This is a genomic window from Escherichia sp. E1130, assembly GCF_005781065.1.
Taxonomy (GTDB): Bacteria; Pseudomonadota; Gammaproteobacteria; order Enterobacterales; family Enterobacteriaceae; genus Escherichia.
Genome location: NZ_VATL01000004.1, coordinates 400,466 through 425,973 on the forward strand (window position 1 = coordinate 400,466; position 25,508 = coordinate 425,973).

The 25,508-nt window shown below is 51.3% G+C and carries 31 protein-coding genes; 5 read left to right on the forward strand and 26 right to left on the reverse strand.

The window, feature by feature from the left end:
* Position 1: 1 nt before the first annotated feature.
* The 5 genes from FEK66_RS04660 to rpsF all read right to left on the reverse strand — a co-directional run bounded on the left by FEK66_RS04660 (position 2) and on the right by rpsF (position 2,343).
* Positions 2-493, reverse strand: coding sequence for a helix-turn-helix transcriptional regulator (locus FEK66_RS04660; protein WP_130206011.1), 492 nt, complete (start codon positions 491-493; stop codon positions 2-4).
* Between the two features lie 410 nt (positions 494-903).
* On the reverse strand, positions 904-1,353 hold the full coding sequence (gene rplI, locus FEK66_RS04670; protein ID WP_001196062.1) for a 50S ribosomal protein L9: 450 nt from the start codon (positions 1,351-1,353) through the stop codon (positions 904-906).
* 41 nt (positions 1,354-1,394) lie between these two features.
* Positions 1,395-1,622 (reverse strand): 30S ribosomal protein S18, encoded by a 228-nt coding sequence (gene rpsR, locus FEK66_RS04675; protein ID WP_000135199.1) that lies wholly within the window; start codon positions 1,620-1,622, stop codon positions 1,395-1,397.
* Between the two features lie 4 nt (positions 1,623-1,626).
* On the reverse strand, positions 1,627-1,941 hold the full coding sequence (gene priB, locus FEK66_RS04680) for a primosomal replication protein N (protein ID WP_089615903.1): 315 nt from the start codon (positions 1,939-1,941) through the stop codon (positions 1,627-1,629).
* A gap of 6 nt (positions 1,942-1,947) precedes the next feature.
* A complete protein-coding gene (gene rpsF, locus FEK66_RS04685) occupies positions 1,948-2,343 on the reverse strand; it encodes a 30S ribosomal protein S6 (RefSeq protein ID WP_001216676.1) in 396 nt (131 codons plus the stop codon).
* A gap of 326 nt (positions 2,344-2,669) precedes the next feature.
* Here rpsF and yjfY point away from each other — a divergent pair, with 326 nt between their 5' ends.
* Positions 2,670-2,945: a DUF1471 family protein YjfY gene (yjfY, locus tag FEK66_RS04690; RefSeq protein WP_000492914.1), complete on the forward strand. Its 276-nt coding sequence runs from the start codon at positions 2,670-2,672 to the stop codon at positions 2,943-2,945.
* Between the two features lie 129 nt (positions 2,946-3,074).
* Here yjfY and ulaF read toward each other — a convergent pair whose 3' ends face one another.
* Genes ulaF through ulaA form a run of 6 tightly spaced genes read right to left on the reverse strand, consistent with a single transcriptional unit; the run spans position 3,075 to position 7,481 of the window.
* Complete coding sequence (gene ulaF / locus FEK66_RS04695) at positions 3,075-3,761, reverse strand: L-ribulose-5-phosphate 4-epimerase UlaF (protein ID WP_135495127.1); 687 nt, start codon at positions 3,759-3,761, stop codon at positions 3,075-3,077.
* Positions 3,761-4,615 carry an L-ribulose-5-phosphate 3-epimerase UlaE gene (gene ulaE, locus FEK66_RS04700; protein WP_044697638.1) on the reverse strand — a complete coding sequence of 285 codons (855 nt, stop codon included), beginning with the start codon at positions 4,613-4,615 and terminating at the stop codon, positions 3,761-3,763. Before ulaE ends, ulaF begins: the two co-directional genes overlap by 1 nt.
* A gap of 9 nt (positions 4,616-4,624) precedes the next feature.
* Positions 4,625-5,275 carry a 3-keto-L-gulonate-6-phosphate decarboxylase UlaD gene (gene ulaD / locus FEK66_RS04705; RefSeq protein WP_023216462.1) on the reverse strand — a complete coding sequence of 217 codons (651 nt, stop codon included), beginning with the start codon at positions 5,273-5,275 and terminating at the stop codon, positions 4,625-4,627.
* Positions 5,276-5,288: 13 nt separating this feature from the next.
* Complete coding sequence (gene ulaC / locus FEK66_RS04710) at positions 5,289-5,753, reverse strand: PTS ascorbate transporter subunit IIA (RefSeq protein WP_000776505.1); 465 nt, start codon at positions 5,751-5,753, stop codon at positions 5,289-5,291.
* 9 nt (positions 5,754-5,762) lie between these two features.
* Positions 5,763-6,068 carry a PTS ascorbate transporter subunit IIB gene (gene ulaB, locus FEK66_RS04715; RefSeq protein WP_000218362.1) on the reverse strand — a complete coding sequence of 102 codons (306 nt, stop codon included), beginning with the start codon at positions 6,066-6,068 and terminating at the stop codon, positions 5,763-5,765.
* A 15-nt stretch (positions 6,069-6,083) separates the two neighbouring features.
* The gene (gene ulaA / locus FEK66_RS04720) at positions 6,084-7,481 is read right to left on the reverse strand and encodes a PTS ascorbate transporter subunit IIC (RefSeq protein ID WP_001355100.1); all 1,398 of its coding nucleotides are present in this window, start codon (positions 7,479-7,481) and stop codon (positions 6,084-6,086) included.
* Between the two features lie 353 nt (positions 7,482-7,834).
* On the opposite strand from ulaA, the gene ulaG reads away from it, so the two are divergent.
* A complete protein-coding gene (ulaG, locus tag FEK66_RS04725; protein ID WP_001295191.1) occupies positions 7,835-8,899 on the forward strand; it encodes an L-ascorbate 6-phosphate lactonase in 1,065 nt (354 codons plus the stop codon).
* A 107-nt stretch (positions 8,900-9,006) separates the two neighbouring features.
* Positions 9,007-9,762, forward strand: a complete 756-nt coding sequence (gene ulaR, locus FEK66_RS04730) for an HTH-type transcriptional regulator UlaR (protein WP_000133631.1) — start codon at positions 9,007-9,009, stop codon at positions 9,760-9,762.
* Here ulaR and yjfP read toward each other — a convergent pair.
* Complete coding sequence (gene yjfP / locus FEK66_RS04735; RefSeq protein WP_130216713.1) at positions 9,759-10,508, reverse strand: esterase; 750 nt, start codon at positions 10,506-10,508, stop codon at positions 9,759-9,761. The two genes, ulaR and yjfP, sit on opposite strands and share 4 nt — an antisense overlap.
* Positions 10,509-10,689: 181 nt before the next feature.
* On the opposite strand from yjfP, the gene bsmA reads away from it, so the two are divergent.
* Positions 10,690-11,019, forward strand: coding sequence for a biofilm peroxide resistance protein BsmA (gene bsmA / locus FEK66_RS04740; RefSeq protein ID WP_135495128.1), 330 nt, complete (start codon positions 10,690-10,692; stop codon positions 11,017-11,019).
* Between the two features lie 148 nt (positions 11,020-11,167).
* The gene (yjfN, locus tag FEK66_RS04745; protein ID WP_001517630.1) at positions 11,168-11,443 is read left to right on the forward strand and encodes a DUF1471 family protease activator YjfN; all 276 of its coding nucleotides are present in this window, start codon (positions 11,168-11,170) and stop codon (positions 11,441-11,443) included.
* Between the two features lie 116 nt (positions 11,444-11,559).
* Here yjfN and FEK66_RS04750 read toward each other — a convergent pair whose 3' ends face one another.
* From FEK66_RS04750 to hflK, 14 genes are all read right to left on the reverse strand, one after another.
* Positions 11,560-13,185 (reverse strand): isovaleryl-CoA dehydrogenase, encoded by a 1,626-nt coding sequence (locus FEK66_RS04750; protein ID WP_138211418.1) that lies wholly within the window; start codon positions 13,183-13,185, stop codon positions 11,560-11,562.
* A gap of 83 nt (positions 13,186-13,268) precedes the next feature.
* A complete protein-coding gene (locus FEK66_RS04755; RefSeq protein ID WP_130206001.1) occupies positions 13,269-14,432 on the reverse strand; it encodes a glutathionylspermidine synthase family protein in 1,164 nt (387 codons plus the stop codon).
* A gap of 2 nt (positions 14,433-14,434) precedes the next feature.
* Entirely contained in the window at positions 14,435-15,073 is a 639-nt protein-coding gene (locus FEK66_RS04760; RefSeq protein ID WP_135495130.1) for a DUF1190 domain-containing protein, read from the reverse strand.
* 9 nt (positions 15,074-15,082) lie between these two features.
* Positions 15,083-15,481 (reverse strand): DUF350 domain-containing protein, encoded by a 399-nt coding sequence (locus FEK66_RS04765; protein WP_000547760.1) that lies wholly within the window; start codon positions 15,479-15,481, stop codon positions 15,083-15,085.
* Between the two features lie 17 nt (positions 15,482-15,498).
* Positions 15,499-16,158, reverse strand: a complete 660-nt coding sequence (locus tag FEK66_RS04770) for a YjfK family protein (RefSeq protein ID WP_135408730.1) — start codon at positions 16,156-16,158, stop codon at positions 15,499-15,501.
* Between the two features lie 49 nt (positions 16,159-16,207).
* The gene (locus tag FEK66_RS04775; RefSeq protein ID WP_130259517.1) at positions 16,208-16,906 is read right to left on the reverse strand and encodes a PspA/IM30 family protein; all 699 of its coding nucleotides are present in this window, start codon (positions 16,904-16,906) and stop codon (positions 16,208-16,210) included.
* An 18-nt stretch (positions 16,907-16,924) separates the two neighbouring features.
* A complete protein-coding gene (locus FEK66_RS04780; RefSeq protein WP_130205993.1) occupies positions 16,925-17,326 on the reverse strand; it encodes a DUF2170 family protein in 402 nt (133 codons plus the stop codon).
* A gap of 126 nt (positions 17,327-17,452) precedes the next feature.
* Entirely contained in the window at positions 17,453-18,184 is a 732-nt protein-coding gene (gene rlmB / locus FEK66_RS04785) for a 23S rRNA (guanosine(2251)-2'-O)-methyltransferase RlmB (RefSeq protein ID WP_001293284.1), read from the reverse strand.
* Positions 18,185-18,364: 180 nt separating this feature from the next.
* Complete coding sequence (gene rnr, locus FEK66_RS04790) at positions 18,365-20,806, reverse strand: ribonuclease R (RefSeq protein ID WP_130216725.1); 2,442 nt, start codon at positions 20,804-20,806, stop codon at positions 18,365-18,367.
* Positions 20,807-20,844: 38 nt separating this feature from the next.
* Positions 20,845-21,270 carry a nitric oxide-sensing transcriptional repressor NsrR gene (gene nsrR / locus FEK66_RS04795; RefSeq protein ID WP_001177639.1) on the reverse strand — a complete coding sequence of 142 codons (426 nt, stop codon included), beginning with the start codon at positions 21,268-21,270 and terminating at the stop codon, positions 20,845-20,847.
* A gap of 206 nt (positions 21,271-21,476) precedes the next feature.
* Entirely contained in the window at positions 21,477-22,775 is a 1,299-nt protein-coding gene (gene purA / locus FEK66_RS04800) for an adenylosuccinate synthase (protein WP_000527955.1), read from the reverse strand.
* A 103-nt stretch (positions 22,776-22,878) separates the two neighbouring features.
* Positions 22,879-23,076: a DUF2065 domain-containing protein gene (locus FEK66_RS04805; RefSeq protein WP_001089295.1), complete on the reverse strand. Its 198-nt coding sequence runs from the start codon at positions 23,074-23,076 to the stop codon at positions 22,879-22,881.
* 81 nt (positions 23,077-23,157) lie between these two features.
* Entirely contained in the window at positions 23,158-24,162 is a 1,005-nt protein-coding gene (gene hflC, locus FEK66_RS04810; protein ID WP_001232411.1) for a protease modulator HflC, read from the reverse strand.
* Between the two features lie 2 nt (positions 24,163-24,164).
* A complete protein-coding gene (gene hflK, locus FEK66_RS04815) occupies positions 24,165-25,424 on the reverse strand; it encodes an FtsH protease activity modulator HflK (protein WP_130205989.1) in 1,260 nt (419 codons plus the stop codon).
* Positions 25,425-25,508 lie beyond the last annotated feature (84 nt).

Consider the following 25,508-nt stretch of genomic DNA (forward strand, 5'->3'; position numbering starts at 1 on the left):
ATTAATTTCCTTTTATCGGTTTTTTTATCGGTTGTAATAGTGCAGCAAGAGAGGTGGACGTTTCCCCTGGATTAGTTGGCGTTGAGTCTTTTGCCAGCGCTGTTAAATCCGTGGTGAGATGACCTTCTTTCTCGCGTTTCGTCTGAAATGAGGCTGTCTGAATCCCTTCGTCATTCTTACCGGATGAACGAGCAAGCCCTCTTTTTTTAATCAAACGGGAATCCTGGAGCTGACGCCCTAAGTCGTCTTCAGCTGCAAGCTTATTTAAATCCGTTTCCAGACCCAAAACCTGCATCACAGACAAATATGCCCCTATCGTGACCCCTGCACTTCCTGACTCCAGAGAACGCAATGTTATTGGCGACATCCCGGCACGTTCAGCAACTTGCTTTGCGGTAAGCCTGCGTCGTAAACGAGCAAGTTTCAGCCGCTCACCAAATTCACTAAGCATCTGATTCGTATAAGGGAGTAACGGTGCTGTTTTTTTACCCATAGTGATAATATTTTATCTTTTTACGACCATAATAACCATAATATTAGCATTTTTTTGGTTAAACGATCTTTTACTTTGCACATCAAGCAATCAGCCCCATAGAAGCGATAATATTTTATCTTTTTATCTAAAAAAACAATAAAATAACAGCGAATTTGCACCTAACTTATTGTTTTTATTATCTTACAAGGGAGACGCTGTATTGATGCTTTTGTCATGTTTTCCGCGTAAAAAAACATGACACGAGCTACCAGCGGCGAGGCTGGGGGCCAGGTATGGGTCCTGAGAGTTTTTTATAAAAGGAATAGTAAGAGAACTTTATGAAGGGAACAGCTGTTTCTGAGGTTTTTATCACTAAAAGCAAAACGCCGACACAAGGTCGGCGTTTTTACGTCTCGTTGAATAACGAATTATTCAGCTACTACGTTTACGATCACTTTCGCGAATACTTCGCTGTGAACCTGGAAGCTCACTTCGTGTTCGCCAGTGGTACGCAGAACGCCGTTCGGCAGACGAACTTCGCTCTTAGCCACTTCAACGCCAGCTGCAGTTACAGCGTCAGCGATGTCGCGAGTACCGATGGAACCGAACAGTTTACCTTCGTCGCCAGCTTTAGACGCGATGGTAACAGTTTCCAGTGCATTGATTTTCTCAGCGCGAGCATTAGCTGCTGCCAGAACTTCAGCCAGTTTAGCTTCCAGTTCAGCGCGACGTGCTTCGAAGAATTCAATGTTTTTCTTGGTAGCTGGAACAGCTTTACCCTGCGGTACCAGGAAGTTACGAGCATAGCCCGCTTTAACGTTTACCTGATCACCCAGGCTACCCAGGTTTGCTACTTTATCAAGCAGAATAACTTGCATTACCTTATCCTCTCAAAGTCGTATTAATGGACCGTGACCGATTACTGATGGCGATCAGTGTACGGCAGCAGGGACAGGTAGCGAGCGCGTTTGATAGCGCGAGCCAGCTGACGCTGGTATTTTGCACGGGTACCGGTGATACGGCTTGGGACAATCTTACCGCTTTCGGTGATGTAGTTTTTCAGCGTAGCGATATCTTTATAGTCGATCTCTTGAACGCCTTCCGCGGTGAAACGGCAGAACTTGCGACGACGGAAATAACGTGCCATATGGCTAGTCTCCAGAATCTATCAATTCAATCTGCTCGGCATGCAAAACCATTTTGCTCAGTCCGTTCTTTGCCTTGTGGCATGAAATGAACCCCTGAACGGTTATGCGACTGCCGACCGTTATACTGTGAGTAATGGCCTGGTTTTCGTATCCGCTAACAATAACGGGCATTTGGCACCACGCCTGCCGGTGAAAACCGGCTTCCTCCTGCACAGAACGATGCTCAAGCACGAACTGGCAGTGAGGAATTCCTGATGGACTGACCTTGCGAAGGGGAGTCCTGCACACGGTGCCGGACAACACCAGACGGTTGGTCATCAGAAATTACTCTTCAGAATCCCCAGCTTCAGCATCATCTGCGGTTTCGTTTGCGAAATCATCGCGACGCTCACGGCGCTCGTCTTTCGCTTTAACCATCGGAGATGCTTCGGTAACAGCGTGCTTGGTACGCATAACCATGCTGCGGATAACGGCATCGTTGAAGCGGAAGGTAGTTTCCAGCTCATCGATCACTTCCTGCGGAGCTTCAACGTTCATCAGAACGTAGTGTGCTTTGTGCAGTTTGTTGATCGGGTAAGCCAGCTGACGGCGGCCCCAGTCTTCCAGACGGTGGATCTTGCCTTCTGCACCAGTGATGGCAGCAGTGTAGCGCTCGATCATGCCCGGAACCTGTTCGCTCTGGTCAGGATGGACCATAAAAACGATTTCGTAATGACGCATCGAATTGCTCCTTACGGATTATTCAGCCTCCTGTCTGGGTCAGCCGAATCCCGGGGAGGCAAGGAACGTGTTAAAGGTCGGCTGAAAAATGACGCGTTATAGTACTTGTATGCCCCGCTAAACTCAAGGCCAGCCGACAAATAAATCTCATCTTTCGCCAAATCGTACTAACCCGCTGATTTGAAGTTCATCACATCCCATCAGGGCGTTTTTTTGAACAACTGCATCAGAAATGGTCACCATCAACTTCTTTATCATTGATTAAAATTAAATCAGAAGATCATCACAGAGGAGCGCGCACAAAGTCAGCCGTTGAGGAGGTATCTATGTTCAGCCGTGTTTTAGCCCTTCTGGCTGTGCTTTTGCTAAGTGCAAATACATGGGCAGCCATTGAAATTAATAACCACCAGGCCAGAAATATGGACGACGTGCAGAGCTTAGGCGTGATTTATATCAACCATAACTTCGCCACTGAAAGTGAAGCTCGCCAGGCACTGAATGAAGAGACAGATGCGCAAGGCGCAACGTACTACCACGTGATTCTGATGCGGGAACCGGGGAGTAACGGCAATATGCACGCCAGCGCGGATATTTATCGCTAGCACCAGGTATAACCAACGAAACATTGCCATAGTTTGCTTTGCCCCCTTCTCCGGGGGCTTTTTTTTGAAAAACGGCTGCGGAATCAGACCAGTTATCTCCCGAAGAAGGCAATTTCCGCAGCGCGTGTTTTACTTCTGCCCGTAATAGGCGTTGGGACCGTGCTTACGCATGAAGTGTTTATTCATCAGGAAGCTGTCGATGTGATTGAGTTGTGGGTTAATACTGCGCGCAATCCACGCCATTTTTGCCACTTCCTCCATCACCACCGCGTTATGCACCGCATCGTGAGCATCTTTCCCCCAGGCAAACGGTCCGTGCTGATACACCACAATTCCCGGCGTATGCAGCGGCTCGGCGTCACCCAGCGTTTCGATAATCACTTTGCCAGTGTTCTGTTCGTACTCGCCCTGCACCTCTTCTTCGCTTAACCCGCGCGTACACGGGATATCGCCCAAAAAGTAGTCAGCGTGCGTGGTGCCTAACGCCGGGATCGCCAGCCCTGCCTGCGCCCATGCGGTGGCATGAGTGGAGTGGGTATGGACAATGCCGCCGAGCGACGGATAACGGCGGTAGAGTTCGAGATGCGTCGCGGTGTCGGAAGACGGGCGATACTTCCCGTCCACCACCCGGCCGCTCATATCGACCACCACCATATCGTCCGCTTTCATGGTTTCGTAGGCGACACCGCTGGGCTTGATCACCACCAGCCCGCGTTCGCGGTCAATGGCGCTGACGTTGCCCCAAGTAAAGGTCACCAGCCCGTAACGCGGCAGATCCATGTTGGCTTCAAACACCTGCTGTTTCAGCTTTTGCATTATGCCGCCTCCACCATGCCCGCTTTGACCATGCGCGCTTTTACCCAGTCACGCGCTTTCGCCACTTCTGCCGCCGGGTCTTCCGCCGTTTCGCTCCACATCTCAATCAGGTACGGCCCGCAATAGCCACTCTGTTTGAGCGTTTCAAAGCAACGTTCGAAATCCACTACGCCTTCGCCAAACGGCACGTTTTTGAAGACACCCGGTTTGGTGTCTTTCACATGCACCGCGACGATATGCCCGATTCCGGCCTGCAATTCCATCTGCACATCGTTGTCCCACGCCGACAGGTTGCCGATATCCGGGTAGAGCTGGAACCACGGATTGTTGAGATAGTGCGCGTAGCCCAGCGCCTTGCTGATAGAGTTCATCAATGGGTAATCCATGATCTCCATTGCCAGCGTGACCTGCGCACGGCTCGCCATCTCGACGCTCTCTTTCAGGCCGTCACGGAAACGACGACGCGTTTCGTTATTGGCCTCCTGATAGTAAACGTCATAGCCCGCCAACTGGATCACGCGAATGCCGACGTCCTGGGCGAACTGGATAGCTTTACGCATAATCTCCAGCCCCTGCGCCCGCACCGCATCATCTTCGCTACCCAGCGGGAAACGACGATGAGCAGAAAGGCACATGGACGGTACACGCACGCCGGTTTCCACAATTGCATTCACCAGCGCCAGACGCTGCTCGCGGCTCCAGTCGAGGCGCGACAAGCGCTCGTCAGTTTCATCTACCGACATCTCGACAAAATCGAAGCCCAGCGTTTTTGCCAGTTGCAGCCGTTCCAGCCAGCACTCCCCGGCGGGGAGCGCTTTTTCATAGATGCCAAGCGGGATTTGTTTGGACAACATATCCGCTCCTTAGCCCCACAGCTGGGCGATGGAACGTTTGAACTGACGCGCAGCTTCAACCGGAGAAGCGGCATCACGGATGCTGCGACCTGCGATAAACACATGAATCGGAATACCTTTGAACAGCGGCAGATCTTCCAGCGCCAGACCACCGGTGACGGTTACTTTGAAGCCCATATCGGAAAGACGTTTGATCGCGGTAATGTCCGCTTCGCCCCATGCCACGCCTGCGGCCTGCGCGTCACGGCTGCGGTGATAAACCACCTGCTGAATGCCTGCGTCACGCCACTGCTGCGCCTGTTCCCAGGTCCAATAACCGGTCAGTTCGATCTGCACGTCGCCGTTAAACTCTTTTGCTACGTCCAGCGCACCTTTGGCGGTGTTGATATCCGCACAGCAAATTACGGTCACCCAGTCAGCGTTGGCTTCGAAGCACATACGAGAAAGGATTTTGCCCGCATCGGCAATTTTGGCATCTGCCAGCACGATTTTGTGCGGGTAGAGCGCTTTCAGGTCACGAACCGCACGCACGCCTTCGCCCACGCATAGAATGGTGCCCACTTCGATAATGTCGACTTCTTCGGCAATCAAGCGAGTGGTTTCGTAGGCGCTATCCATAGTCTGGTTGTCCAGCGCGACTTGCAACATCGGTAATGACATGTTCAATTCCTTCTTAAGCTGCCGCGTTGGTGCGGTCAATGAGATCCAGTACTTCCTGCTCGGTACGGCAGGCACGTAAACGGTCGAAATTCTCTTCATCTTCAAACAGGTTGACGATCTGCATGATGCCCACTTCCTGGTGAGTGTTGGCATCAACCGCCGCCATAGTGATGAGGATATCCACCGGATCGTTATCTTCGTGGTTGAACTCCAGCGGCTTTTTCAGCGTCACCAGCGCAAAACCGGTTTTCTTAACGCCCTCTTCCGGGCGACCGTGCGGCATTGCCAGGCCTGGTGCGAGCACAAAGTACGGGCCGTGCTGTTCAACCGCATCCAGAATCGCCTGGTAGTAACGCGGCTCGACAACATCCGCCGCCACCAGCAGGTCAACGCCGATTTTCACTGCGTCCTGCCATGTCTCAGCTTCAGCCTGCAGACGGATAGATTTATTCTCCGCCAGCGAATCACGTAATTTCATGGCGCGTCCTTACTTCACATCCTGCGGGAAATGCTCTTTGATCACTTCCAGCAGTTTCGGGCCAAAATCAGCAGGAGAGAGCATGTTGCGTACGCCAACCACGTATTTGTTGCCGGTCACGGTGATTTCGCCCGCAATGTGCGTAGAAGCGATGATGATATCCGCGCCGCTCAACTCGCTTTTGTATTCGCCAACCGCGCAGCTATTTACCGTGTGGTCAATGTTTGATTGGGTTAAAAACTGGTCCACTTTCATCTTCATGATCATGGAACTGCCTTGTCCGTTGCCACACACAGCCAGAATACGTACGGTCATAATCAAAACTCCTTATTAAGCAGACTGTTCTGCCAGTTGTTTTTCTGCATCTTCTTCTGCGCGCAGCGCGCGGCCTGCGAAGAACATATAAGCCAGTGCAATTACAATGATGACGGCCATAAAGGCGATACCGATGGAGAAGAAGCCCTGCATCATCGGCGGTGCCAGAATTGACCAGTCCGCCATACCCATCCAGGCACTCATACCGGTGAGTTTCACCGCCCAGACGCAACCAAAGATTTCAATCATCCCCATCACCAGACAAATTTTCAGCGCCGCACGCCAGCCGCCGAAGTGGTTAGCGAACACGCCGATGGTGGCGTTGGAGAAGAACATCGGGATAAAGCCAGGAATAATCAGAATGGAGGAACCGCAGGCGACCAGGATGCCAACCGCAATCAGCTGACCGATGGTGCCCCACATAAAGCCCCAGACTACGGCGTTCGGCGCGAAGCTATAGATAGCCGCACAGTCAATCGCCAGAACCGCACCTGGGATCAGACGCTGGGAGATACCGTTAAATGCTTCAGAGAGTTCCGCCACAAACATGCGCACGCCCTGAGTGATGATGAAAATCGCCACCGCAAAGGAGAAACCGGTTTGCAGAATGTAGACCGTCCAGTGCACTTTGCCCGCCATCGCCTGCACGGTATCGATACCGAAGGAGAGCAGAATGGCGCCAAAGAAGATGGTCATGACAATCGCCGTGGAGACGATGTTGTCGTGGAAAATGTTCAGCCAGCCAGGCAGTTTGAGGTCTTCAACGCTCTCCTCTTTTTTGCCCAGGAACGGCGCGACTTTATAAGCAATCCATGATGCAAACTGCTGTTGGTGACCGATGGAGAAACCGCAGCCATCCGTCACTTCCTGAGTCGGCTTGTACATCATGTTGGAGGTAATGCCCCAGTAGAGCGAAACCAGAATCGCGGTGCAGATAATGGTCGTCCACATGGAATAACCGAAAATAAACAGCGTAACGGCAATCAGCCCCGCCTGCTGGAACATGATGTGACCAGTCAGCATGATGGTGCGAATACCGGTAATACGACGCAGCAGCACGTAACAGATGTTCAGCGCCAGAGCCAGCAACACCGCGTAACCCACCCAGCTATAGGCATCGCCCATGCGTTCAATGGTTGCCATCATCGACGCGTAAGTATCTGAAATCGCACCGTTGATACCGTAGACTTCCGACATTTTCGCCACCACCGGTTTGAAGGTGCTGGTCAGGATGCCGGACCCTGCCTGCAACAACATGAAACCAATAATGGTTTTAATCGTCCCTTTAATAATAACGCTGACACTTTTGCGCAGTAGGATGTAGCCCAGACAGGTCACAATACCCAGCAACAACGGGGCATTGGTCATGACCTGGTTAAAAAACACGGTAAAGATGTTGTAGAGGATCTCCATAACGATCTCCTGAAGAAGAGGTAACCGGGTATTCCGCACACCCGGAATGTTGTGCATTCACTCTAATTTTCAAAAGTAATCACAACAAGATTATTTATGATTAAATGTGACGCGGCACGCAAATAATTCCACATGGATAGAGTGGGATTCATGCAACGAAACAATTACTCATTTAAATTCATTTAGTTAAATGAATTACACATTCCGTTAAATCTTTCCACACTCAAAATCCACAACAACTCCCCTGGCAAAAAGTCAAAAAATGGCCATTGCCTTCCTGAAAAAATAGTGTCAGGATTAATCAAAACCAATCACATATTGATTAAAACTGAACATCATGAAGGTAAATGGCGATGAGTAAAGTGAAAAGTATCACCCGTGAATCCTGGATCCTGAGCACTTTCCCGGAGTGGGGTAGCTGGCTGAATGAAGAAATTGAACAAGAGCAGGTAGCTCCTGGTACATTCGCGATGTGGTGGCTCGGTTGTACTGGGATCTGGCTGAAATCGGAAGGTGGCACCAACGTTTGCGTTGATTTCTGGTGCGGTACTGGCAAACAAAGTCACGGTAACCCGCTGATGAAACAGGGTCACCAGATGCAGCGCATGGCTGGCGTGAAAAAACTGCAGCCAAACCTGCGTACTACCCCGTTTGTTCTTGATCCGTTTGCGATTCGCCAGATCGACGCGGTACTGGCAACTCACGATCACAACGATCATATCGACGTCAATGTCGCTGCTGCCGTGATGCAGAACTGTGCTGATGACGTACCGTTTATCGGACCGAAAACCTGCGTGGATTTATGGATTGGCTGGGGAGTACCAAAAGAGCGCTGCATCGTGGTCAAACCAGGCGATGTGGTAAAAGTGAAAGACATTGAAATTCATGCCCTTGACGCGTTCGACCGTACTGCACTGATCACCCTACCAGCGGATCAAAAAGCGGCTGGCGTGCTGCCAGACGGCATGGACGATCGCGCAGTAAACTATCTGTTCAAAACACCGGGCGGCTCCCTGTATCACAGCGGCGATTCCCACTACTCTAACTACTATGCAAAACATGGCAACGAGCATCAGATCGACGTGGCGTTAGGATCGTACGGTGAGAACCCACGCGGTATTACCGACAAAATGACCAGCGCCGATATGCTGCGTATGGGCGAAGCGTTGAATGCGAAAGTTGTTATCCCGTTCCACCATGATATCTGGTCAAACTTCCAGGCCGATCCGCAGGAAATCCGCGTACTGTGGGAGATGAAAAAAGATCGTCTGAAGTATGGCTTTAAGCCATTTATCTGGCAGGTCGGTGGCAAGTTTACCTGGCCGTTGGATAAAGATAACTTCGAGTATCACTATCCGCGTGGTTTTGACGATTGCTTCACTATTGAACCGGATCTGCCGTTCAAATCGTTCCTGTAATCTGTCGTTGATACCGGGTAGCGTGGATCTGTTCGCGCTATCCGGCGTAGTATTTCCTGGCTATTTCAAATATCATCTAAAAAAATCAAATTTTATCGGAATAGCTCATGACTGAAGCACAAAGACATCAAATCCTCCTGGAAATGCTCGCACAATTGGGCTTTGTGACCGTGGAGAAAGTCGTTGAGCGTCTGGGAATTTCGCCTGCCACTGCGCGACGCGATATCAATAAACTCGACGAAAGCGGCAAACTGAAAAAAGTGCGCAATGGCGCCGAAGCGATTACCCAGCAGCGCCCGCGATGGACGCCGATGAATCTGCACCAGGCGCAAAATCACGATGAAAAAGTACGTATCGCTAAAGCGGCCTCGCAGTTGGTCAACCCGGGCGAAAGCGTGGTCATCAACTGCGGCTCTACCGCGTTTCTGCTCGGCCGGGAAATGTGTGGCAAACCGGTACAAATCATCACTAATTATCTCCCGCTGGCAAACTATCTGATCGATCAGGAACATGACAGCGTGATCATCATGGGCGGGCAGTACAACAAAAGTCAGTCCATCACCTTAAGCCCACAGGGCAGCGAAAACAGTCTCTATGCCGGGCACTGGATGTTTACCAGCGGCAAAGGGCTGACCGCAGAAGGGTTATATAAAACCGATATGCTGACGGCGATGGCAGAGCAGAAGATGCTGAGTGTGGTGGGGAAACTGGTAGTGCTGGTCGATAGCAGTAAGATTGGTGAACGCGCGGGGATGCTCTTTAGCCGCGCCGATCAAATCGATATGCTGATCACCGGCAAAAATGCTAACCCAGAGATCCTGCAACAGCTGGAAGCGCAAGGGGTCAGCATTCTGCGTGTTTAAAGATGCTGGTGGAAAAATGTCACCGCAGCATCTAACGCCTCGGGTGTAATACGGTGGCGCACGCCAGGCTGCCATAAACAGGTTAACTGTTTATCTCGTCCCGTTTCTCTTAATGCCTGCTGCAAACGTAGTGATTCCTCGGCAGGCACAACATCATCGTCAAGGCCATGCCACAACAGCAGTGGCCTGCTTCCCAGTTCGTCCAGGTGGTTTGTCGCTTCCCACTCTGCCAGTGGAGCAATAATGTTATTAAATTCGTTTTGCTGTGCTGGCGTTTCAGGCTTCAACGGTGGAAACAGTGAACGGGCAAGCGATGTGAAATAGCCAGACCCCATCATGCTGGCGGTACATTTCACCGTGGGGTGGCGAGCGGTAATCCCCAACGCGGTCATTGCGCCCATCGACGCGCCACCAACCGCCAGGCGTTCATCACGCAGCCAGTTTTCTTCGGCTATTGCCGCACGTAAAGTAGTGAATTCCTGCATACTTTGTAGCAAGATTTGCCAGAATTGATTTAAACGCCTCGCTGCGTCGCCACTAAAACGGCTACCGTGATTGGGCGCATCCGGCATGATCACCCGGAAACCAGCCTGCGCCAGCGCGACGGCAAAATAGCTATAAACCAGGCTGGATGAAGTAAATCCGTGATAAAAAATCACACACGGTAATGGGGGTTCTTTTTGCCCTATGGGATAAGCGTGAAGAACGGGAATATCAGCCAGCACGCGTGATTCTAATTCAATCATCTTTTTCTCCTTTGAGTCTGGTATGACATGAAGAAATCCTTAGCACAAGTTTCTGCTGACCGTATTAGTTCATAATGTTGAGATGTGGATTACGCTTTCACAACGTTTTCATTCGAAAATCGCGTACCAGGTAACAATTTGGGAACATTCCCCTCAAGTTAAATAAATAAGGCACTACACTATGGTTAGCAGGAAACGTAATAGCGTTATTTATCGGTTTGCCAGTTTATTATTGGTGTTGATGCTAAGCGCCTGTAGCGCACTGCAAGGTACGCCACAGCCAGCACCGCCAGTAACGGACCATCCGCAAGAGATTCGCCGTGACCAGACACAAGGGTTACAGCGAATAGGTAGCGTAAGCACGATGGTACGGGGCTCTCCGGATGACGCATTAGCAGAAATCAGAGCGAAAGCTGTCGCTGCAAAAGCTGATTATTACGTTGTCGTAATGGTGGATGAAACCATCGTGACAGGACAGTGGTATTCACAAGCCATTTTGTACCTTAAATAAATCAGACAACTTACATAGCCAGCTTTACATTGCTTTGCGTCCCTATGCGTTTACCTGTGCACAATAAATTACCGGCTGGAAGCTCGGGCGTTTATTACCGCGATGGAATGCCCTGCCACATGTGGGGAAACGAAAAATGGAGCTGACGATGAAACAATTACTTGCCTCACCCTCGCTGCAATTAGTGACTTGCCCTGCGAGCGCCACGGCACAGTCTGCAGAATTCGCCAGTGCTGACTGCGTGACGGGCCTGAATGAAATAGGTCAGATCTCGGTTAGCAATATTTCAGGGGATCCGCAGGACGTGGAACGTATCGTGGCGTTAAAGGCCGATGAACAAGGGGCATCATGGTATCGCATTATTACCATGTATGAAGACCAGCAGCCCGATAACTGGCGTGTACAGGCGATACTGTATGCGTGAGTGTCATCTACAGCAAATGAACAATGCCGGATGCGGCGCGAGCGCCTTGTCCGGCCTACAATTTTCACATATTTCATTTAGTTAATCGAAACCAGCGTCGCATCCGTCGTATACGCTTACAAACACACTCCCCCCGTCGCCCGCAGCAATAAATCATTCTGGATCTGCTCTGACAACCGCACGCCACCGCGCGTATTTAACATCACCTGACACCACGCCTGCGCCATTGGCGGAGAAGCATATTTCAACATTTGCGCGCCGCAGCCCAGCAAAAATAATTGATGTGTTATCTCCCGTCCCAATTCCTCAGCCGGTTTGCGCAGTTGCTGTTGTAAGCGACGAACCGCGCGATCAAAATAACGATCTTGCCCTTTCACTTCCATAAACGCTTCCGACAGCAAGTCGTATACACCCGCTTGCTTATTAAGAACGCGCAGCACATCGAGGCACATAATATTGCCAGAGCCTTCCCAGATGCTGTTCACTGGCATCTCTCGATAAAGTCGCGGTAGTTCGCTCTCTTCGCAATAGCCAATACCGCCCAGTACCTCCATCGCTTCAGCCACAAACGGAATGCCACGTTTGCAGATCACAAATTTCGCCGCAGGCGTAAATAAGCGCGCCCATAGGGCTTCTTTAGCATCGGCACGTCGATCCCAGGCCCGCGCCAGACGAAACAACAATGCTGTTTGCCCTTCAAGCTGAAGCGCCATGCGACTTAAGACATGGCGCATCAGAGACTGTTCTATTAACGGATTACCAAATACATGGCGCTGATGTGCGTGATAAATCGCCAGCGAGAACGCACGGCGCATCATGGCGTGGCTGCCCAGTGCACAATCAAAACGCGTTATCCCGCCCATTTTCAGGATCAGGCGAATCCCTTCCCCTTCCTGACCCAACAACCAGCCAATGGCATCCTGAAACTCCACTTCGCAACTGGCATTGGAACGATTACCCAACTTATCTTTCAGACGCTCCAGCCGAATCGCGTTGCGTTGCCCGTCAGGCAAAAATCGCGGCACAAAAAAGCAGGACAAACCGCCCGCGGTCTGCGCCAGCACCAGATGCGCGTCGCTTTGTGGCACCGAGAAAAACCATTTATGCCCCACCAGCCGATAAGAGCCATCTTCCAGACGCTCTGCACGGGTGGTGTTGCTCATGACATCGGAACCGCCCTGCTTTTCCGTCATTCCCATGCCAATCAACAAACCGCGTTTTTGCCCGCCTGGCAATAAGTGGGAATCGTAGCGATCACTCAACAGCGGCGTGGTCCAGTCCTGAAACGGCGCGGGTAGCATCTGTAACAGCAATGGCGTAGCGGCAAAGGTCATCGTTATCGGGCATAACGACCCGGCCTCAACCTGCGCGTGCAACATAAAACGCGCCGCCCGCGCCACAAATGCGCCAGAACGAGCATCTTCTTCCCAGGCCAGGTTGTGTACCCGATTGGTACATAACGCCTGCATCAGCAGGTGCCATGCGGGATGGAAACGGACATCGTCCAGACGTCGCCCCTGGGCATCGTAGCGCAACAGTTCAGGTGGGTTTACATTCGCCAGCCGCCCCAGTTCAAGGGATTCTGCCGTTCCGAGTTGCTGACCAATACTGGCGAGAAAATCGCTATCCCAGCCAGCGCCTTCGCGCGTTACCGCTTCGCAGAGCGCGCCATCAGACAGGTATAAATTGCTGTTATTTAAGGGTATAGGTTGATTAAAAACAGTGTGAGTTTGCCAGTGCACGGTGTCTCCCTCCATCAATGGCAGTCACCATTAGTATGGTCACTGCCACGGATTCCTGACAGAAAGAGATTGCTAAAACATTCTTAACCCGCAATGTAGTGCGGAACAAAACGCGAAGTATCTTTAGTGATCAGCGTGTTATCTTCGCGGATACCCATACCGCACGCTTCATCATCGACAATCCAGCTACCAATCAGCGTGTAACTATCGCCAAATCGCGGTAGCGGTTGAAACGCCTGATAGATCATCGGTTCATCGGCGTAATCACCATCAGCGTGGTCAACGACGTTATTCTGGCCGTCGAAAATGGTGACGTTACCGCCCTCGCGTGAGTAGATCGGTTTACGCACATAGCTTTCGCCAGCGGCGATCTGCGGTTTTTCACCCTCAAACCAGGACGCCAGAAGATTAGGATGACCAGGAAAGAAGCGCCAAAGCAGCGGCATTAGCCCTTTGTTACTCAAGATACTTTTCCATAACGGCTCTACCCACTGCTCACGACGCTTGCGCAGCAGCGGACCGTTATCGTCACGCATCATCCACTCCAGCGGATACAGCTTAAATGCACGCTGGACGACATTATCATCAAGATCGGTCAGTACACCGCCGACGCCCAAACCGAGATCTTCAATGTAGATAAACCGCGACTCCTGTCCTGCCTGCTGAGCGCAGTCCTGCAAGTACAGCACGGTACTCCTGTCTTCGTCGGTGTCCTGACAGCAGCAAAAATAAAATGGCTCCCGGCTATAAAGCTCGCTAAAGCGTGAAATCAGGCGCTCCTGAATGGCATTGTACTGATCGGCATCGCGCGGAATAACGCCGCTGCGCCGAGCATCTTCCAGCCACAACCACTGGAAATAAGCCGACTCGTACAATGAAGTTGGCGTATCGGCGTTGTACTCCAGCAACTTAACCGGCGCATTACCACACCAGGCAAAATCCATACGGCCATACAGCGAAGGATCGCGTGCGCGCCAGCTTTCGGCGATCACATCCCAGTACAACGGCGGGATCGCCAGTTGCGTCAGGATCTCTTCATCTTTAACCGCACGATCCACCACCTCCAGGCACATCTGATGCAGTTCCGCAGTCGGTTTTTCGATCTGCTCTTCAATCTGGCGCAGAGTAAAGCGGTAAGCCCGACTCTCATCCCAATAGATTTCATTGTCGATGATATGAAAGTCAAATCCGTTATCGGCGGCAATCCGGTCCAGATCCCGCCGCACAGGAACATTGTGTCTCAGCATGATTAGCCTCCCCAATGCCCGCGGGCGCTGGACGAGCGACCATAGCCGCCGCGAGAAACGGTAGACGCTTTTTTGGTGGTAAAGCCGCCCGTGGAGTAAGACTCTTTTTTGCCAGAACCGGAGCGCCAGGAGTAATCACCGGAAGTGTTGCGCCAGACGGGACGGGAAGCAAATGAGGATCCACCGCTGTTATAGACGAACGGCTCATCGCGATCTTTACGAATAACCCGGCTTAACAAAAATCCAGAAATGACCGGGATCCAACTCTGTTCAACATTGTCGTAATAGCAATTTTCATACTTAAAATGGCAATTTTGCTGAGTCATATTCTTCGGAACATCGGCATAAAATGCCGCTTTGGCATTGTTCCAGCCATGAGCACAGATGTCTGAATTATTACCGTCATCAATGCAATCCTGCACTGTCGCGTAAAACGTTCCGTCGCCGTCGTTATCGACATCGCTACTTTCACTCCATCCTTTGACTATTAAAAAAGCGGCGCCGCCCATTAACACCAACGTTAAGTATTTTTGTGCGTAGCGGTTGCGGCGTGGCTCAAAAGGATTATTCGGTCTACCAATGCGACTGATCGCTCCGTGACCAATTTTACTGTTATTTCTTGATTTGCGTTTTCTGGCCATGATCGTCCATTACCATGTCATACAAGCTGCGTTAAAAATACCGCCAGCCAGCGCGGCGGTTCCCATAAACATTCCTGCGGCGGTATTGTGATTAATAATTTTTTCGCTTAATGCGGGCATATAAAGTCTGACACCAGCAAAAACGAGTAACTGAATCACCAGTGCAATCCCGCCCCAGGCGAAATAATCCGGAATGCTCACCGCATTGATTGCCGCACTGGATAACGGGATCACGTAACCCAACAATGTACCGCTGAACGCCAGTGACGCCGCGGTATTATTGTTTTTTATTAACTGCCATTCGTTATGCGGTGTAATTTTAGAATAGATAAAAAGAAAAATAATTACCATCGCCACGCCAATAAAAAAATAGGCGCTAAAAGCAAGAAGTGAATCCAGTATATGCATCGTAAACGTCCCTGTAATTAACCAATAATATGAAGTGATGTCAGCGGGATATCGACGCCCAGCGCGCGCGAAAATAACCACTCCGGCTCGCCGAGATCGTTAAAAGATTCCTCACCATTTAACAGCAAATATTCGTAAGTATCTTCGGTCACTTGCCGTTGGTAGCCCATGGTAAAATTATGGACCTCCCATTTGGCATGGTTTTGATTTTCTACTTTTTCCAGCATGTAGACGGGTTCGATATTTCCCGGTTCTTCGCTGTTAAAAAATCGCTGCCAGCGTTTTTCCTGCCAGTTTAAGGTCATTGCCCCCATCGCTTTGGCGTTGATCGCCTCGCGCCAGTGACTCTCTTTACTGATACCGTAGCTCTCTTCATAGACAAAGAGCTTGATATCATCAATGTCATCAATATCTTCGCCGCCGGTGGTATTGATTTGCAGAAATTCATCGCCCGAAGTGTAGTAGCGGAAAATCTGGCTACCGCCGCCCAGATCGATGTGGCTGACAGCTGCTACCGTGTATTCTTCACCCGGCAGCGCAATCAGCAATTCATCTTCCAGCAAACGAAACGCTAACGAGTCGAGCGTAAAGCCACTATTGAGATGAAGTCCCAGCGGACCGCGAACGATAACAGGCTTATCATCCTGACCAAACAGGCGCTGGAAAAAACCAGACATATTTTATCCTTAAATTAGCAGCCAGCCTTTTAGTGAGGCTGGCAAAAAATTACTCGCCCTGTTGGCGTTGCAGCCTTGCCAGCACATCCTGGGCATTGCTTTTATTAACACCACCAATCCCCACTTCCGCCAGTTTTTCGTCGAGATCGCGACCGTCTGCCACTTTTTCCAGCTGCGCGGCGGCATCCAGCCGGGCCTGGCGCTCGGCCTGACGCGTTTGCAGGCGTTTTAATGACTCTGCAGCTGTCGAAACGCTGGAAGAGGCGCCAACGGTCGAGGTCGTTACGGCCTGCTGCGCACGCTGCATGGCTTCAGTAGCTTTAACGACTTCCATTTGTTGCTCAAACTGGGAAATACGCTGTGCCGTTGCCGTAACGGCTTTTTCCACACCATCGCGGGAGACTTCCAGATTCGACAACACCTGTTCTTCAGCGGTAATAAGATTCTCAAGGCGCGCAATTTCTTCGGCGACTTCGTTAATTAACGATGGGTTAACGTTCTTGCTTAATGCTTCCAGCGCACGGGCTTCCAGACTGGTTTTACGCTCGCGTAAATCTTTCAGCTTATCGTTACTTAATTTCACCCGCGCCAGCAGATCGACGCGAGATTTTCCGGCTTTATCCAGTTCAGCTTTGGCGTCCCGAATATGTTGTTCCAGCATGCGCACGCCCTGGGTTTCTTCAATGGATTCTTCCGCCTGGGAGATAAACGATTTCCCCAGCGTAAATAAACTTTTTAAAATTCCCATAAATACCCGTCCTTGTAATTAGTGTGAATATTCTTCTGTAATTTCAGCCAGATCCAATGCATTATCTACCAGCGAGGTTATTTCAAGCAGGATATCTTCAAGAGAAGATTTAAGCGATAATGCCCCGAAAACAATGTAATACTCTTCCTGTTGCACGCTGGAGATCCCCACCGATGACAGCGGCATAATTTTCTGATTTCTTAAAAGGAATGTATTAAATTCATTTGGATTATTGATATAGCTTACCGGACAAATAAATGTTTCGATAATCATCTGGCGAGAAGTAAAAAGAACATTGATTTGCAAATCGCCGTAATCATTCATTTTAATAATTAATGCATTTTCACTATTTGTTACATCAATATTTTGTTTAGGTACAGCTTGTAACGCTGTCGCCAGCGCCAACGGATTCCATATCATATATTATTCCATATATATTAAATTTAATTATTAATAAGGTGAATATTTATAGAGCGTAATTATCTTACCAGCTATAGATAAAAAAAAACCATCCAAATCTGGATGGTTTTTCTTAAATCAGAGGGATTAGCTGCGCTGGCGAACCGCTTCAAATAAGCAAATTCCGGTCGCAACCGAAACGTTCAGCGAAGAAACACTTCCTGCCATTGGGATGCTGATCAACTCATCGCAATGTTCACGGGTCAGACGACGCATACCTTCACCTTCCGCGCCCATCACCAGCGCCAGCCGTCCGGTCATTTTGCTCTGATAGAGTGTATGATCCGCCTCGCCTGCCGTACCGACGATCCAGATGTTCTCTTCCTGCAACATACGCATGGTGCGCGCAAGGTTAGTCACCCGAATCAGCGGAACGCTTTCTGCCGCGCCGCAGGCTACTTTTTTCGCCGTGGCGTTGAGCTGTGCGGAGCGATCTTTCGGCACAATCACCGCATGAACGCCAGCGGCGTCCGCGCTACGCAGGCACGCGCCGAGGTTGTGCGGATCGGTTACACCGTCGAGGATCAGCAGGAACGGTTGTTCGAGCGAAGCGATCAGATCCGGCAGATCGTTTTCCTGATACTGCCGTCCTGGTTTCACACGGGCGATAATGCCCTGATGCACGGCACCGTCGCTTTTCTCATCGAGATATTGGCGGTTTGCCAGCTGGATAACCACGCCCTGGGATTCAAGGGCGTGAATCAGCGGTAACAGACGTTTATCTTCACGGCCTTTTAAAATAAAGACTTCCTGAAAACGTTCAGGGGCGCGCTCCAGCAGGGCCTGCACTGCGTGGATGCCGTAAATCATTTCGCTCATTAATGTACTCGTTGTTTACGTTTTGCCTGATGCACTACGTTTATCCGGCCTACATGGTCCCTGCAATATATTGAATTTGCGTGATTATGTAGGCCGGATAAGGCGTTCACACCGCATCCGGCATGAACAAAGCGCATTTTGTCAGCAATCTAACCCTCTTCTGTTTGAAGAGGGTAATGATCACTCTGCCACTTTTTTCTTCGCCGCACGCTTCGCTTTGGTCGCTGCGGCTATTTTCTGCGTTTTAGCCGATGGCTTTTTCGCTTTTCTCGCATCTTTCTTCGCCGCTTTCGGCTTCGGTTTTTTCTCGCCACGGAAGGCACTGTCTGGCTCAAAGTTTACCTTTTTACCGACCTGACGACGCTTGCCGCCTTTTTTGCCTGCATCGCCTTTTTTCGCTTTCTCGCGCGCCGTTTTACCGACGTTGCGCGGTGCGCGTTCGCTGGAGATCAGGCTAAAGTCGATTTTGCGCTCGTCCATATTAACCGCTTCGACGCGAACTTCCACGCGATCGCCCAGGCGATAAGTCTGGCCGCTGGATTCGCCCATCAGGCGTTGCCCTACCTGGTCAAAGCGATAGTAGTCATTGTCCAGCGAAGAGACGTGGACCAGACCATCAATGAACAGGTCGTCGAGACGAACAAAGAAGCCAAAACCAGTGACGCTGGCAATAACGCCTTTAAAGACGTTGCCCACCTGGTCGAGCATGAAGTCACACTTCAGCCAGTCAGCCACATCGCGCGTTGCTTCGTCGGCACGACGTTCCGCCATGGAACAGTGCTGACCCAGTTGCAACATCTCTTCCATCGAATAATGGTAGCCGCCGGTTTCAGTGGTGTTGCCCTGATGCCCCTGCTCTTTCGCCAGCAGATACTTAATGGCGCGGTGCAGCGTCAGGTCAGGATAACGACGAATCGGCGAAGTAAAGTGCGCATAGGACTGCAATGCCAGACCAAAGTGACCACGGTTTTCCGGATCGTAAATCGCCTGTTTCATCGAGCGCAGCAGCATGGTTTGCAGCATTTCTGCATCAGGACGATCGGCAACCGACTCCAGCAGCTCCGCGTAGTCACGCGGTTCCGGCTTGTTGCCGCCCGGCAGTTCCAGCCCCAGCTCCGCCAGCACTGAACGGAAAGAGGTAATAGCCTCGGTGCTCGGCTTGTCGTGAATACGGAACAGTGCCGGTTCTTTGGCTTTCTCAACGAAACGCGCCGCCGAGATATTCGCCAGAATCATACACTCTTCAATTAACTTGTGTGCGTCGTTACGCTGGGTCTGTTCGATACGCTCAATACGGCGTTCAGCGTTGAAAATGAACTTCGCTTCTTCGCTCTCAAACGAGATCCCACCGCGTTCTTCACGGGCTTTATCCAGCACTTTATAGAGGTTATGCAACTCTTCGAGATGCTTAACCAGCGGGGCGTACTGCTCGCGCAGATCCTGATCGCCCTGCAGAATATGCCAGACTTTGGTGTAGGTCAGACGCGCGTGAGAGCTCATCACCGCTTCATAGAATTTGTAGCCAGTCAGGCGGCCTTTCGACGAAATTGTCATCTCGCACACCATACACAGGCGGTCTACCTGCGGGTTGAGCGAGCACAGGCCGTTAGAGAGCACTTCCGGCAGCATCGGGATAACCTGCGAAGGGAAATACACCGACGTACCACGGTTACGCGCTTCGCTGTCCAGCGGTGTTGGCGGACGCACATAGTAGCTGACGTCGGCAATCGCGACCCATAAACGCCAACCGCCGCCGCGTTTTTTCTCGCAGTAAACTGCATCGTCAAAGTCACGGGCGTCTTCGCCATCAATGGTGACCAGCGGTAAATCGCGCAGATCGACACGGCCCGCTTTTGCTTCTTCCGGCACTTCTTCTTTCAGCCCGGCAACCTGTTGCTCAACAGCCTGCGGCCAGATGTACGGAATTTCATGGGTACGCAGAGCGATATCAACCGCCATGCCGGTGCCCATATTGTCGCCCAGCACTTCGACGATTTTACCCACCGCTTTGGTACGGCGAGTCGGGCGTTGGGTCAGTTCAACAACCACCACAAAGCCCATCCGCGCGCCCATGATCTGATCGGGCGGGATTAAAATATCGAAGCTCAGACGGCTGTCGTCAGGAACCACAAAGCCGACGCCCGCTTCGGTAAAGTAGCGACCAACAATCTGGCTGGTTTTTGGCACCAGTACGCGAACAATACGCGCTTCACGACGACCTTTACGGTCAGCGCCCAGCGGCTGCGCCAGCACCTGATCGCCATGAATGCAGGTTTTCATCTGCTCGCTAGAGAGATACAAATCATCTTTACGTCCTTCAACCCGCAGAAAGCCGTAGCCATCACGGTGGCCAATAACGGTACCTTTCACCAGGTCGAGGCGTTCCGGCAGCGCATAGCACTGACGGCGAGTGAAGACCAGTTGACCATCGCGCTCCATCGCGCGCAGGCGGCGACGCAGGCCTTCAAGCTGCTCTTCGCCTTCAATGTGCAGTTCTACCGCCAACTCATCACGGCTGGCCGGTTTTTCACGTTTGGTTAAATGTTCGAGGATAAATTCCCGACTAGGGATGGGATTCGCGTATTTTTCAGCTTCGCGTTCCTGGAAAGGATCTTGTGACATCTCGGTTCCTCCGTTGTCATCTCTGATGAAGATTTTCGTCACTCCACCAGCAATAATTTATAAAGCGGTTGATTCTCTTCAACCAAATCGGCAAGCGTGTAGTTATCCAGTTCCGTAAGAAAACTTTGCACGGCCTTAGAAAGTGCCTGTTTCAACCGACAGGCAGGTGTAATGTGGCAAAACTCACTGCTGCAATTCACCAGCGATAAAGGTTCCAGCTCGCGCACCACATCACCAATACGTATCGCACTCGCCGGTTTACCCAGGCGAATGCCGCCATTTTTTCCACGAACAGCAGTCACGTAGCCGGCACGACTAAGTTGATTGATTATTTTGACCATATGATTACGGGAGACGCCGTAGACGTCAGTCACTTCAGAAATACTGGTCATCCGCCCTTCTGGCAATGATGCCATGTAGATCAGCGCACGTAATCCGTAATCAGTGAAACTCGTTAACTGCACATCAACCTCAAAAAAGGGAAATCGGGAAAAAATACATTTATATTGATGATAAACCAGCCACAAGCTGTGTCGCTAATTTATTTCAGTTTGGGGAAGGAAAAAAGCGAGGATTTAACACTGTGTCGGATAGCGTAATGGCTTACCCGACACAGCAATGTATCACACTGTTAGCCCAGCAGGCAAAATATCTGCCGGGCGTCCCAGAATTACGCGTCGAACGGGTCGCGCAGAATCATGGTTTCAGTACGATCCGGGCCGGTAGAGATGATATCGATCGGTACACCGGTCAGCTCTTCAATGCGCTTGATGTAGTTCAGCGCCGCCTGCGGCAGGCCGCTACGATCTTTCACGCCGAAGGTGGATTCAGACCAGCCAGGCATGGTTTCGTAAATCGGCTCAACACCTTTCCAGTCGTCAGCTGCCAGCGGAGTGGTAGTCACTTCGCGACCATCCGGCATACGGTAAGCCACGCAGAGTTTCACCTCTTTCAGGCCATCCAGAACGTCCAGTTTGGTCAGGCAGAAGCCAGACAGAGAGTTCAGCTGTACCGCACGGCGAACGGCAACGGTGTCCAGCCAGCCGGTACGACGACGACGCCCCGTAGTTGCGCCGAATTCGTTACCCTGCTTGCAGAGGAACTCGCCAGTTTCATCAAACAGTTCGGTCGGGAACGGACCTGCACCTACACGAGTGGAGTAAGCTTTGAGGATACCCAGAACGTAATCAACATAACGCGGGCCCAGGCCGGAACCGGTCGCCACGCCACCAGCAGTGGTGTTGGAAGAAGTTACGTACGGATAAGTACCGTGGTCGATATCCAGCAGCGTACCCTGCGCACCTTCGAACATGACGAAATCGCCACGCTGACGCGCCTGGTCTAGCAGGTCAGAAACGTCAACCACCATAGAAGTCAGGATGTCGGCAACTGCCATCGTATCATCCAGAACCTTCTGGTAATCAACCGCTTCAGCTTTGTAGTAGTTAACCAACTGGAAGTTGTGATATTCCATCACTTCTTTCAGTTTTTCAGCGAAGGTTTCTTTGTCGAAAAGGTCGCCAACACGCAGACCGCGACGTGCTACTTTATCTTCATAAGCAGGCCCGATACCACGACCGGTGGTGCCGATCGCTTTCGCGCCACGTGCTTTCTCACGCGCGTTATCCAGCGCAACGTGATAATCAAGGATCAGCGGACATGCTTCAGACAGCAGTAGACGCTCACGAACGGGGATGCCACGATCTTCCAGTTCTTTCATCTCTTTCATCAGCGCGGCCGGAGACAGCACAACACCGTTACCGATGATGCTGGTTACATTCTCGCGGAGAATACCTGATGGAATAAGATGGAGAACGGTTTTTTCACCGTTGATTACGAGAGTATGGCCTGCGTTGTGACCGCCCTGGTAGCGTACAACATATTTAGCCCGTTCAGTCAGAAGATCGACGATCTTACCTTTACCTTCGTCACCCCATTGGGTGCCCAGTACGACGACGTTGTTACCCATTTTTCAAAATCACCGTTTGCTTAAAAATGGATTCTACCATCGCTTTTTCAGAGTTACAGCACTTTTTGCATCCAAAAATGACCTTAGTCAGCCTATTTTTTGCTCAGCCAATCGTTTTCCTCAACATGTAGTAGACCACAACGCCCGCAACCACAAGTCCACCGCCAAAACGACGTAAAATATTATCGGGTAAATTAGTCATTGCGGAGATCATCTTCTTCCATGCCTTCGGGTAAAGCATCGGCCCTAAACCTTCCAAGACTAAAACCAGGGCAAGCGCCAGCCAGATTGTCGAATTCATTCATTATCCTTATAGAAAAAGAAAACCACCGACATCCCTGAGGATGCGGTGGCTTTATTGACCTGTACCGCGGTCGTTATCTTAACGCGTCGCGGAACTCGGCGTCTTCATGTAGCGGAAGAAATCGCTGTCCGGGCTCATGACCATCACGTCCTGATTGCCAGAGAAGCTGTTCTCATAAGCACGCAGGCTACGAATGAACGCGTAGAAGTCCGGATCCTTGCTGAATGCGTCTGCAAACAGCTTGGCAGCTTCGGCATCACCTTCACCGCGCATGATACGGCCCTGACGTTCTGCTTCTGCCAGCGTTCTGGTGACTTCATAGTCAGCAGTCGCACGCAGTTTTTCTGCTTCTTCCTGACCTTGTGAACGATGACGACGCGCTACCGCTTCACGCTCGGCGCGCATACGGTTGTAGATCGCTTCAGACACTTCGGTCGGCAGGTTGATCTGCTTGATACGCACATCGACAACTTCAATACCCAGCGCCGCCATACTGTTTGGGTTGATGACCGGAACTTTACCCTTCGTCTCAGCCGTTACGCGCTCTGCCGCTTCGGCAATGGCGTTATCTGCTGCCGGGGTAGTAACTTCATCTTCTGTACCCGCAGAACCAGAGTTCAGCGCGTCACGCACTTCCAGGGTCAGACGACCACGGGAATCGGTGACGATGTCTTTCACGTCCAGACGACCAATTTCAGAACGCAGACGGTCAGAGAACTTACGTTTCAACAGCACTTCCGCTTGCGAAATGTCGCCACCACCCGTTGCCAGGTAGTAACGGCTGAAATCGCTGATGCGCCATTTGATGTAAGAGTCGACGATCAGGTCTTTCTTCTCTTTGGTCACAAAGCGGTCTGCCTGGTTGTCCATGGTCTGAATACGTGCGTCGAGCATTTTCACCGTTTCAATGAACGGTATCTTGAAATGCAGACCCGGCTCATAAACCAGAGGTTTGTTGTCATCGTCACGCAGTACCTTACCAAAACGCAGCGTAATACCGCGCTCACCTTCTTTGACGACAAAGACAGACATGTAAAGCACTACCAGCACGATGATGATAATCGCGATAACTGACTTACGCATCGTTATTCCCCCTGACGCTGGTAGTCGTTACGCTGCGCGTTGGCGCGGCGTTGGTCCATAATATCGCCCTGACTGGTGGACGACGTGTTGCTTACTCCACTGGTTGTGGAGGAAGAGGCTGGCGGCAGACGCAGCAGATTGCTGGCACCGTTATCGCTCTTCGCCGCAGGCGCGTTACCACCTTTCAGCATCTGGTCTAACGGCAGAACCATCAGGTTGCCACCTTTATCGTTAACCAGCACTTTGCGGGTGTTGCCCAACACTTTTTCCATCGTCTCGATATACAGACGCTCGCGAGTAATTTCCGGCGCGGCTTTATATTCCGGCAGAAGTTTAGCAAAGCGCGCCACTTCACCCTGAGCTTCCAGGATGGTCTGGGCCTTGTACGCACGCGCCTCTTCGAGGATACGTTGCGCCTGACCGTTCGCACGCGGCTGAACTTCGTTGGTATACGCTTCTGCTTCACGAATGTATTGCTGTTCGTTTTCACGCGCGGCAATCGCATCATCAAACGCCGCTTTTACTTCTTCCGGCGGACGAGCAGCCTGGAAGTTGACGTCCAGCAGCGTGATACCCATGTCATACGGGCGGATAGTCTCTTCCAGTTCGCGCTGAGTATCGCTACGAATCACGGTACGACCTTCCGTCAGAATGCGGTCCATGGTGTATTTACCGATAACCCCACGCAGGGCGCTGTCGGTAGCCTGACGCAGGCTGTCATCCGGGCTGGTCACGCTATACAGATATTTTTCCGGATTGGTGACGCGGTACTGCACGTTCATCTCAACGCGCACTACGTTTTCATCGGACGTCAGCATCACACCGGAAGCGGCCAATTCACGCACGGCTTCCACGTTCACCGGTTTGACTTCGTCGATAAACGTCGGTTTCCAGTTCAGACCCGGCTCAACCAGATGGCTGAATTTGCCAAAGCGTGTTACCACGCCGCGTTCGGCTTCTTTAATGGTGTAGAAACCACTGGCCGCCCAGATAATGACAATCGCTGCCGCTGCGATGGTAACGACACGACCGCCAAGCTGCGGGCGCGGGCCTTGCGATGAACTGCCACCGCCAGAACCAGTGCCTTTACCGCCGCCCAGACCACCGAGCTTTTTGCTCAGTTTGCGGAAGATATCATCTAAATCAGGTGGCCCTTGATCGCGACCGCCTTTGTTTCCATTTCCCTCAGAGTTGCCGCCAGGTTTGCTGCTTCCCCACGGGTCGCGGTCTTGTCCGTTATTACCGGGCTGATTCCACGCCATGTTTGTGCTCCATATTTGTTATGCGGTGATCCCTGTTGTCTTTCGACGCCAGAGGATATGACTCCACGCTTCAGACGCTACGCC

Bases quoted from the DNA above. Each gene is read 5' to 3' on its own strand.
- FEK66_RS04765 (WP_000547760.1), bottom strand. From the start codon at position 15,481: ATGCATATACTGGATTCACTTCTTGCTTTTAGCGCCTATTTTTTTATT.
- ulaD (WP_023216462.1), bottom strand. From the start codon at position 5,275: ATGTCATTACCGATGTTGCAAGTCGCGCTGGACAACCAGACTATGGAT.
- FEK66_RS04755 (WP_130206001.1), bottom strand. From the start codon at position 14,432: ATGCTGAGACACAATGTTCCTGTGCGGCGGGATCTGGACCGGATTGCC.
- hflK (WP_130205989.1), bottom strand. From the start codon at position 25,424: ATGGCGTGGAATCAGCCCGGTAATAACGGACAAGACCGCGACCCGTGG.
- FEK66_RS04660 (WP_130206011.1), bottom strand. From the start codon at position 493: ATGGGTAAAAAAACAGCACCGTTACTCCCTTATACGAATCAGATGCTT.
- ulaC (WP_000776505.1), bottom strand. From the start codon at position 5,753: ATGAAATTACGTGATTCGCTGGCGGAGAATAAATCTATCCGTCTGCAG.
- rnr (WP_130216725.1), bottom strand. From the start codon at position 20,806: ATGTCACAAGATCCTTTCCAGGAACGCGAAGCTGAAAAATACGCGAAT.
- priB (WP_089615903.1), bottom strand. From the start codon at position 1,941: ATGACCAACCGTCTGGTGTTGTCCGGCACCGTGTGCAGGACTCCCCTT.
- rpsF (WP_001216676.1), bottom strand. From the start codon at position 2,343: ATGCGTCATTACGAAATCGTTTTTATGGTCCATCCTGACCAGAGCGAA.
- bsmA (WP_135495128.1), top strand. From the start codon at position 10,690: ATGGTTAGCAGGAAACGTAATAGCGTTATTTATCGGTTTGCCAGTTTA.
- rpsR (WP_000135199.1), bottom strand. From the start codon at position 1,622: ATGGCACGTTATTTCCGTCGTCGCAAGTTCTGCCGTTTCACCGCGGAA.
- ulaA (WP_001355100.1), bottom strand. From the start codon at position 7,481: ATGGAGATCCTCTACAACATCTTTACCGTGTTTTTTAACCAGGTCATG.
- FEK66_RS04760 (WP_135495130.1), bottom strand. From the start codon at position 15,073: ATGGCCAGAAAACGCAAATCAAGAAATAACAGTAAAATTGGTCACGGA.
- ulaF (WP_135495127.1), bottom strand. From the start codon at position 3,761: ATGCAAAAGCTGAAACAGCAGGTGTTTGAAGCCAACATGGATCTGCCG.
- rplI (WP_001196062.1), bottom strand. From the start codon at position 1,353: ATGCAAGTTATTCTGCTTGATAAAGTAGCAAACCTGGGTAGCCTGGGT.
- yjfY (WP_000492914.1), top strand. From the start codon at position 2,670: ATGTTCAGCCGTGTTTTAGCCCTTCTGGCTGTGCTTTTGCTAAGTGCA.
- yjfN (WP_001517630.1), top strand. From the start codon at position 11,168: ATGAAACAATTACTTGCCTCACCCTCGCTGCAATTAGTGACTTGCCCT.
- FEK66_RS04770 (WP_135408730.1), bottom strand. From the start codon at position 16,158: ATGTCTGGTTTTTTCCAGCGCCTGTTTGGTCAGGATGATAAGCCTGTT.
- FEK66_RS04775 (WP_130259517.1), bottom strand. From the start codon at position 16,906: ATGGGAATTTTAAAAAGTTTATTTACGCTGGGGAAATCGTTTATCTCC.
- yjfP (WP_130216713.1), bottom strand. From the start codon at position 10,508: ATGATTGAATTAGAATCACGCGTGCTGGCTGATATTCCCGTTCTTCAC.
- rlmB (WP_001293284.1), bottom strand. From the start codon at position 18,184: ATGAGCGAAATGATTTACGGCATCCACGCAGTGCAGGCCCTGCTGGAG.
- purA (WP_000527955.1), bottom strand. From the start codon at position 22,775: ATGGGTAACAACGTCGTCGTACTGGGCACCCAATGGGGTGACGAAGGT.
- FEK66_RS04805 (WP_001089295.1), bottom strand. From the start codon at position 23,076: ATGAATTCGACAATCTGGCTGGCGCTTGCCCTGGTTTTAGTCTTGGAA.
- ulaE (WP_044697638.1), bottom strand. From the start codon at position 4,615: ATGTTGTCCAAACAAATCCCGCTTGGCATCTATGAAAAAGCGCTCCCC.
- ulaB (WP_000218362.1), bottom strand. From the start codon at position 6,068: ATGACCGTACGTATTCTGGCTGTGTGTGGCAACGGACAAGGCAGTTCC.
- hflC (WP_001232411.1), bottom strand. From the start codon at position 24,162: ATGCGTAAGTCAGTTATCGCGATTATCATCATCGTGCTGGTAGTGCTT.
- FEK66_RS04780 (WP_130205993.1), bottom strand. From the start codon at position 17,326: ATGATATGGAATCCGTTGGCGCTGGCGACAGCGTTACAAGCTGTACCT.
- ulaR (WP_000133631.1), top strand. From the start codon at position 9,007: ATGACTGAAGCACAAAGACATCAAATCCTCCTGGAAATGCTCGCACAA.
- ulaG (WP_001295191.1), top strand. From the start codon at position 7,835: ATGAGTAAAGTGAAAAGTATCACCCGTGAATCCTGGATCCTGAGCACT.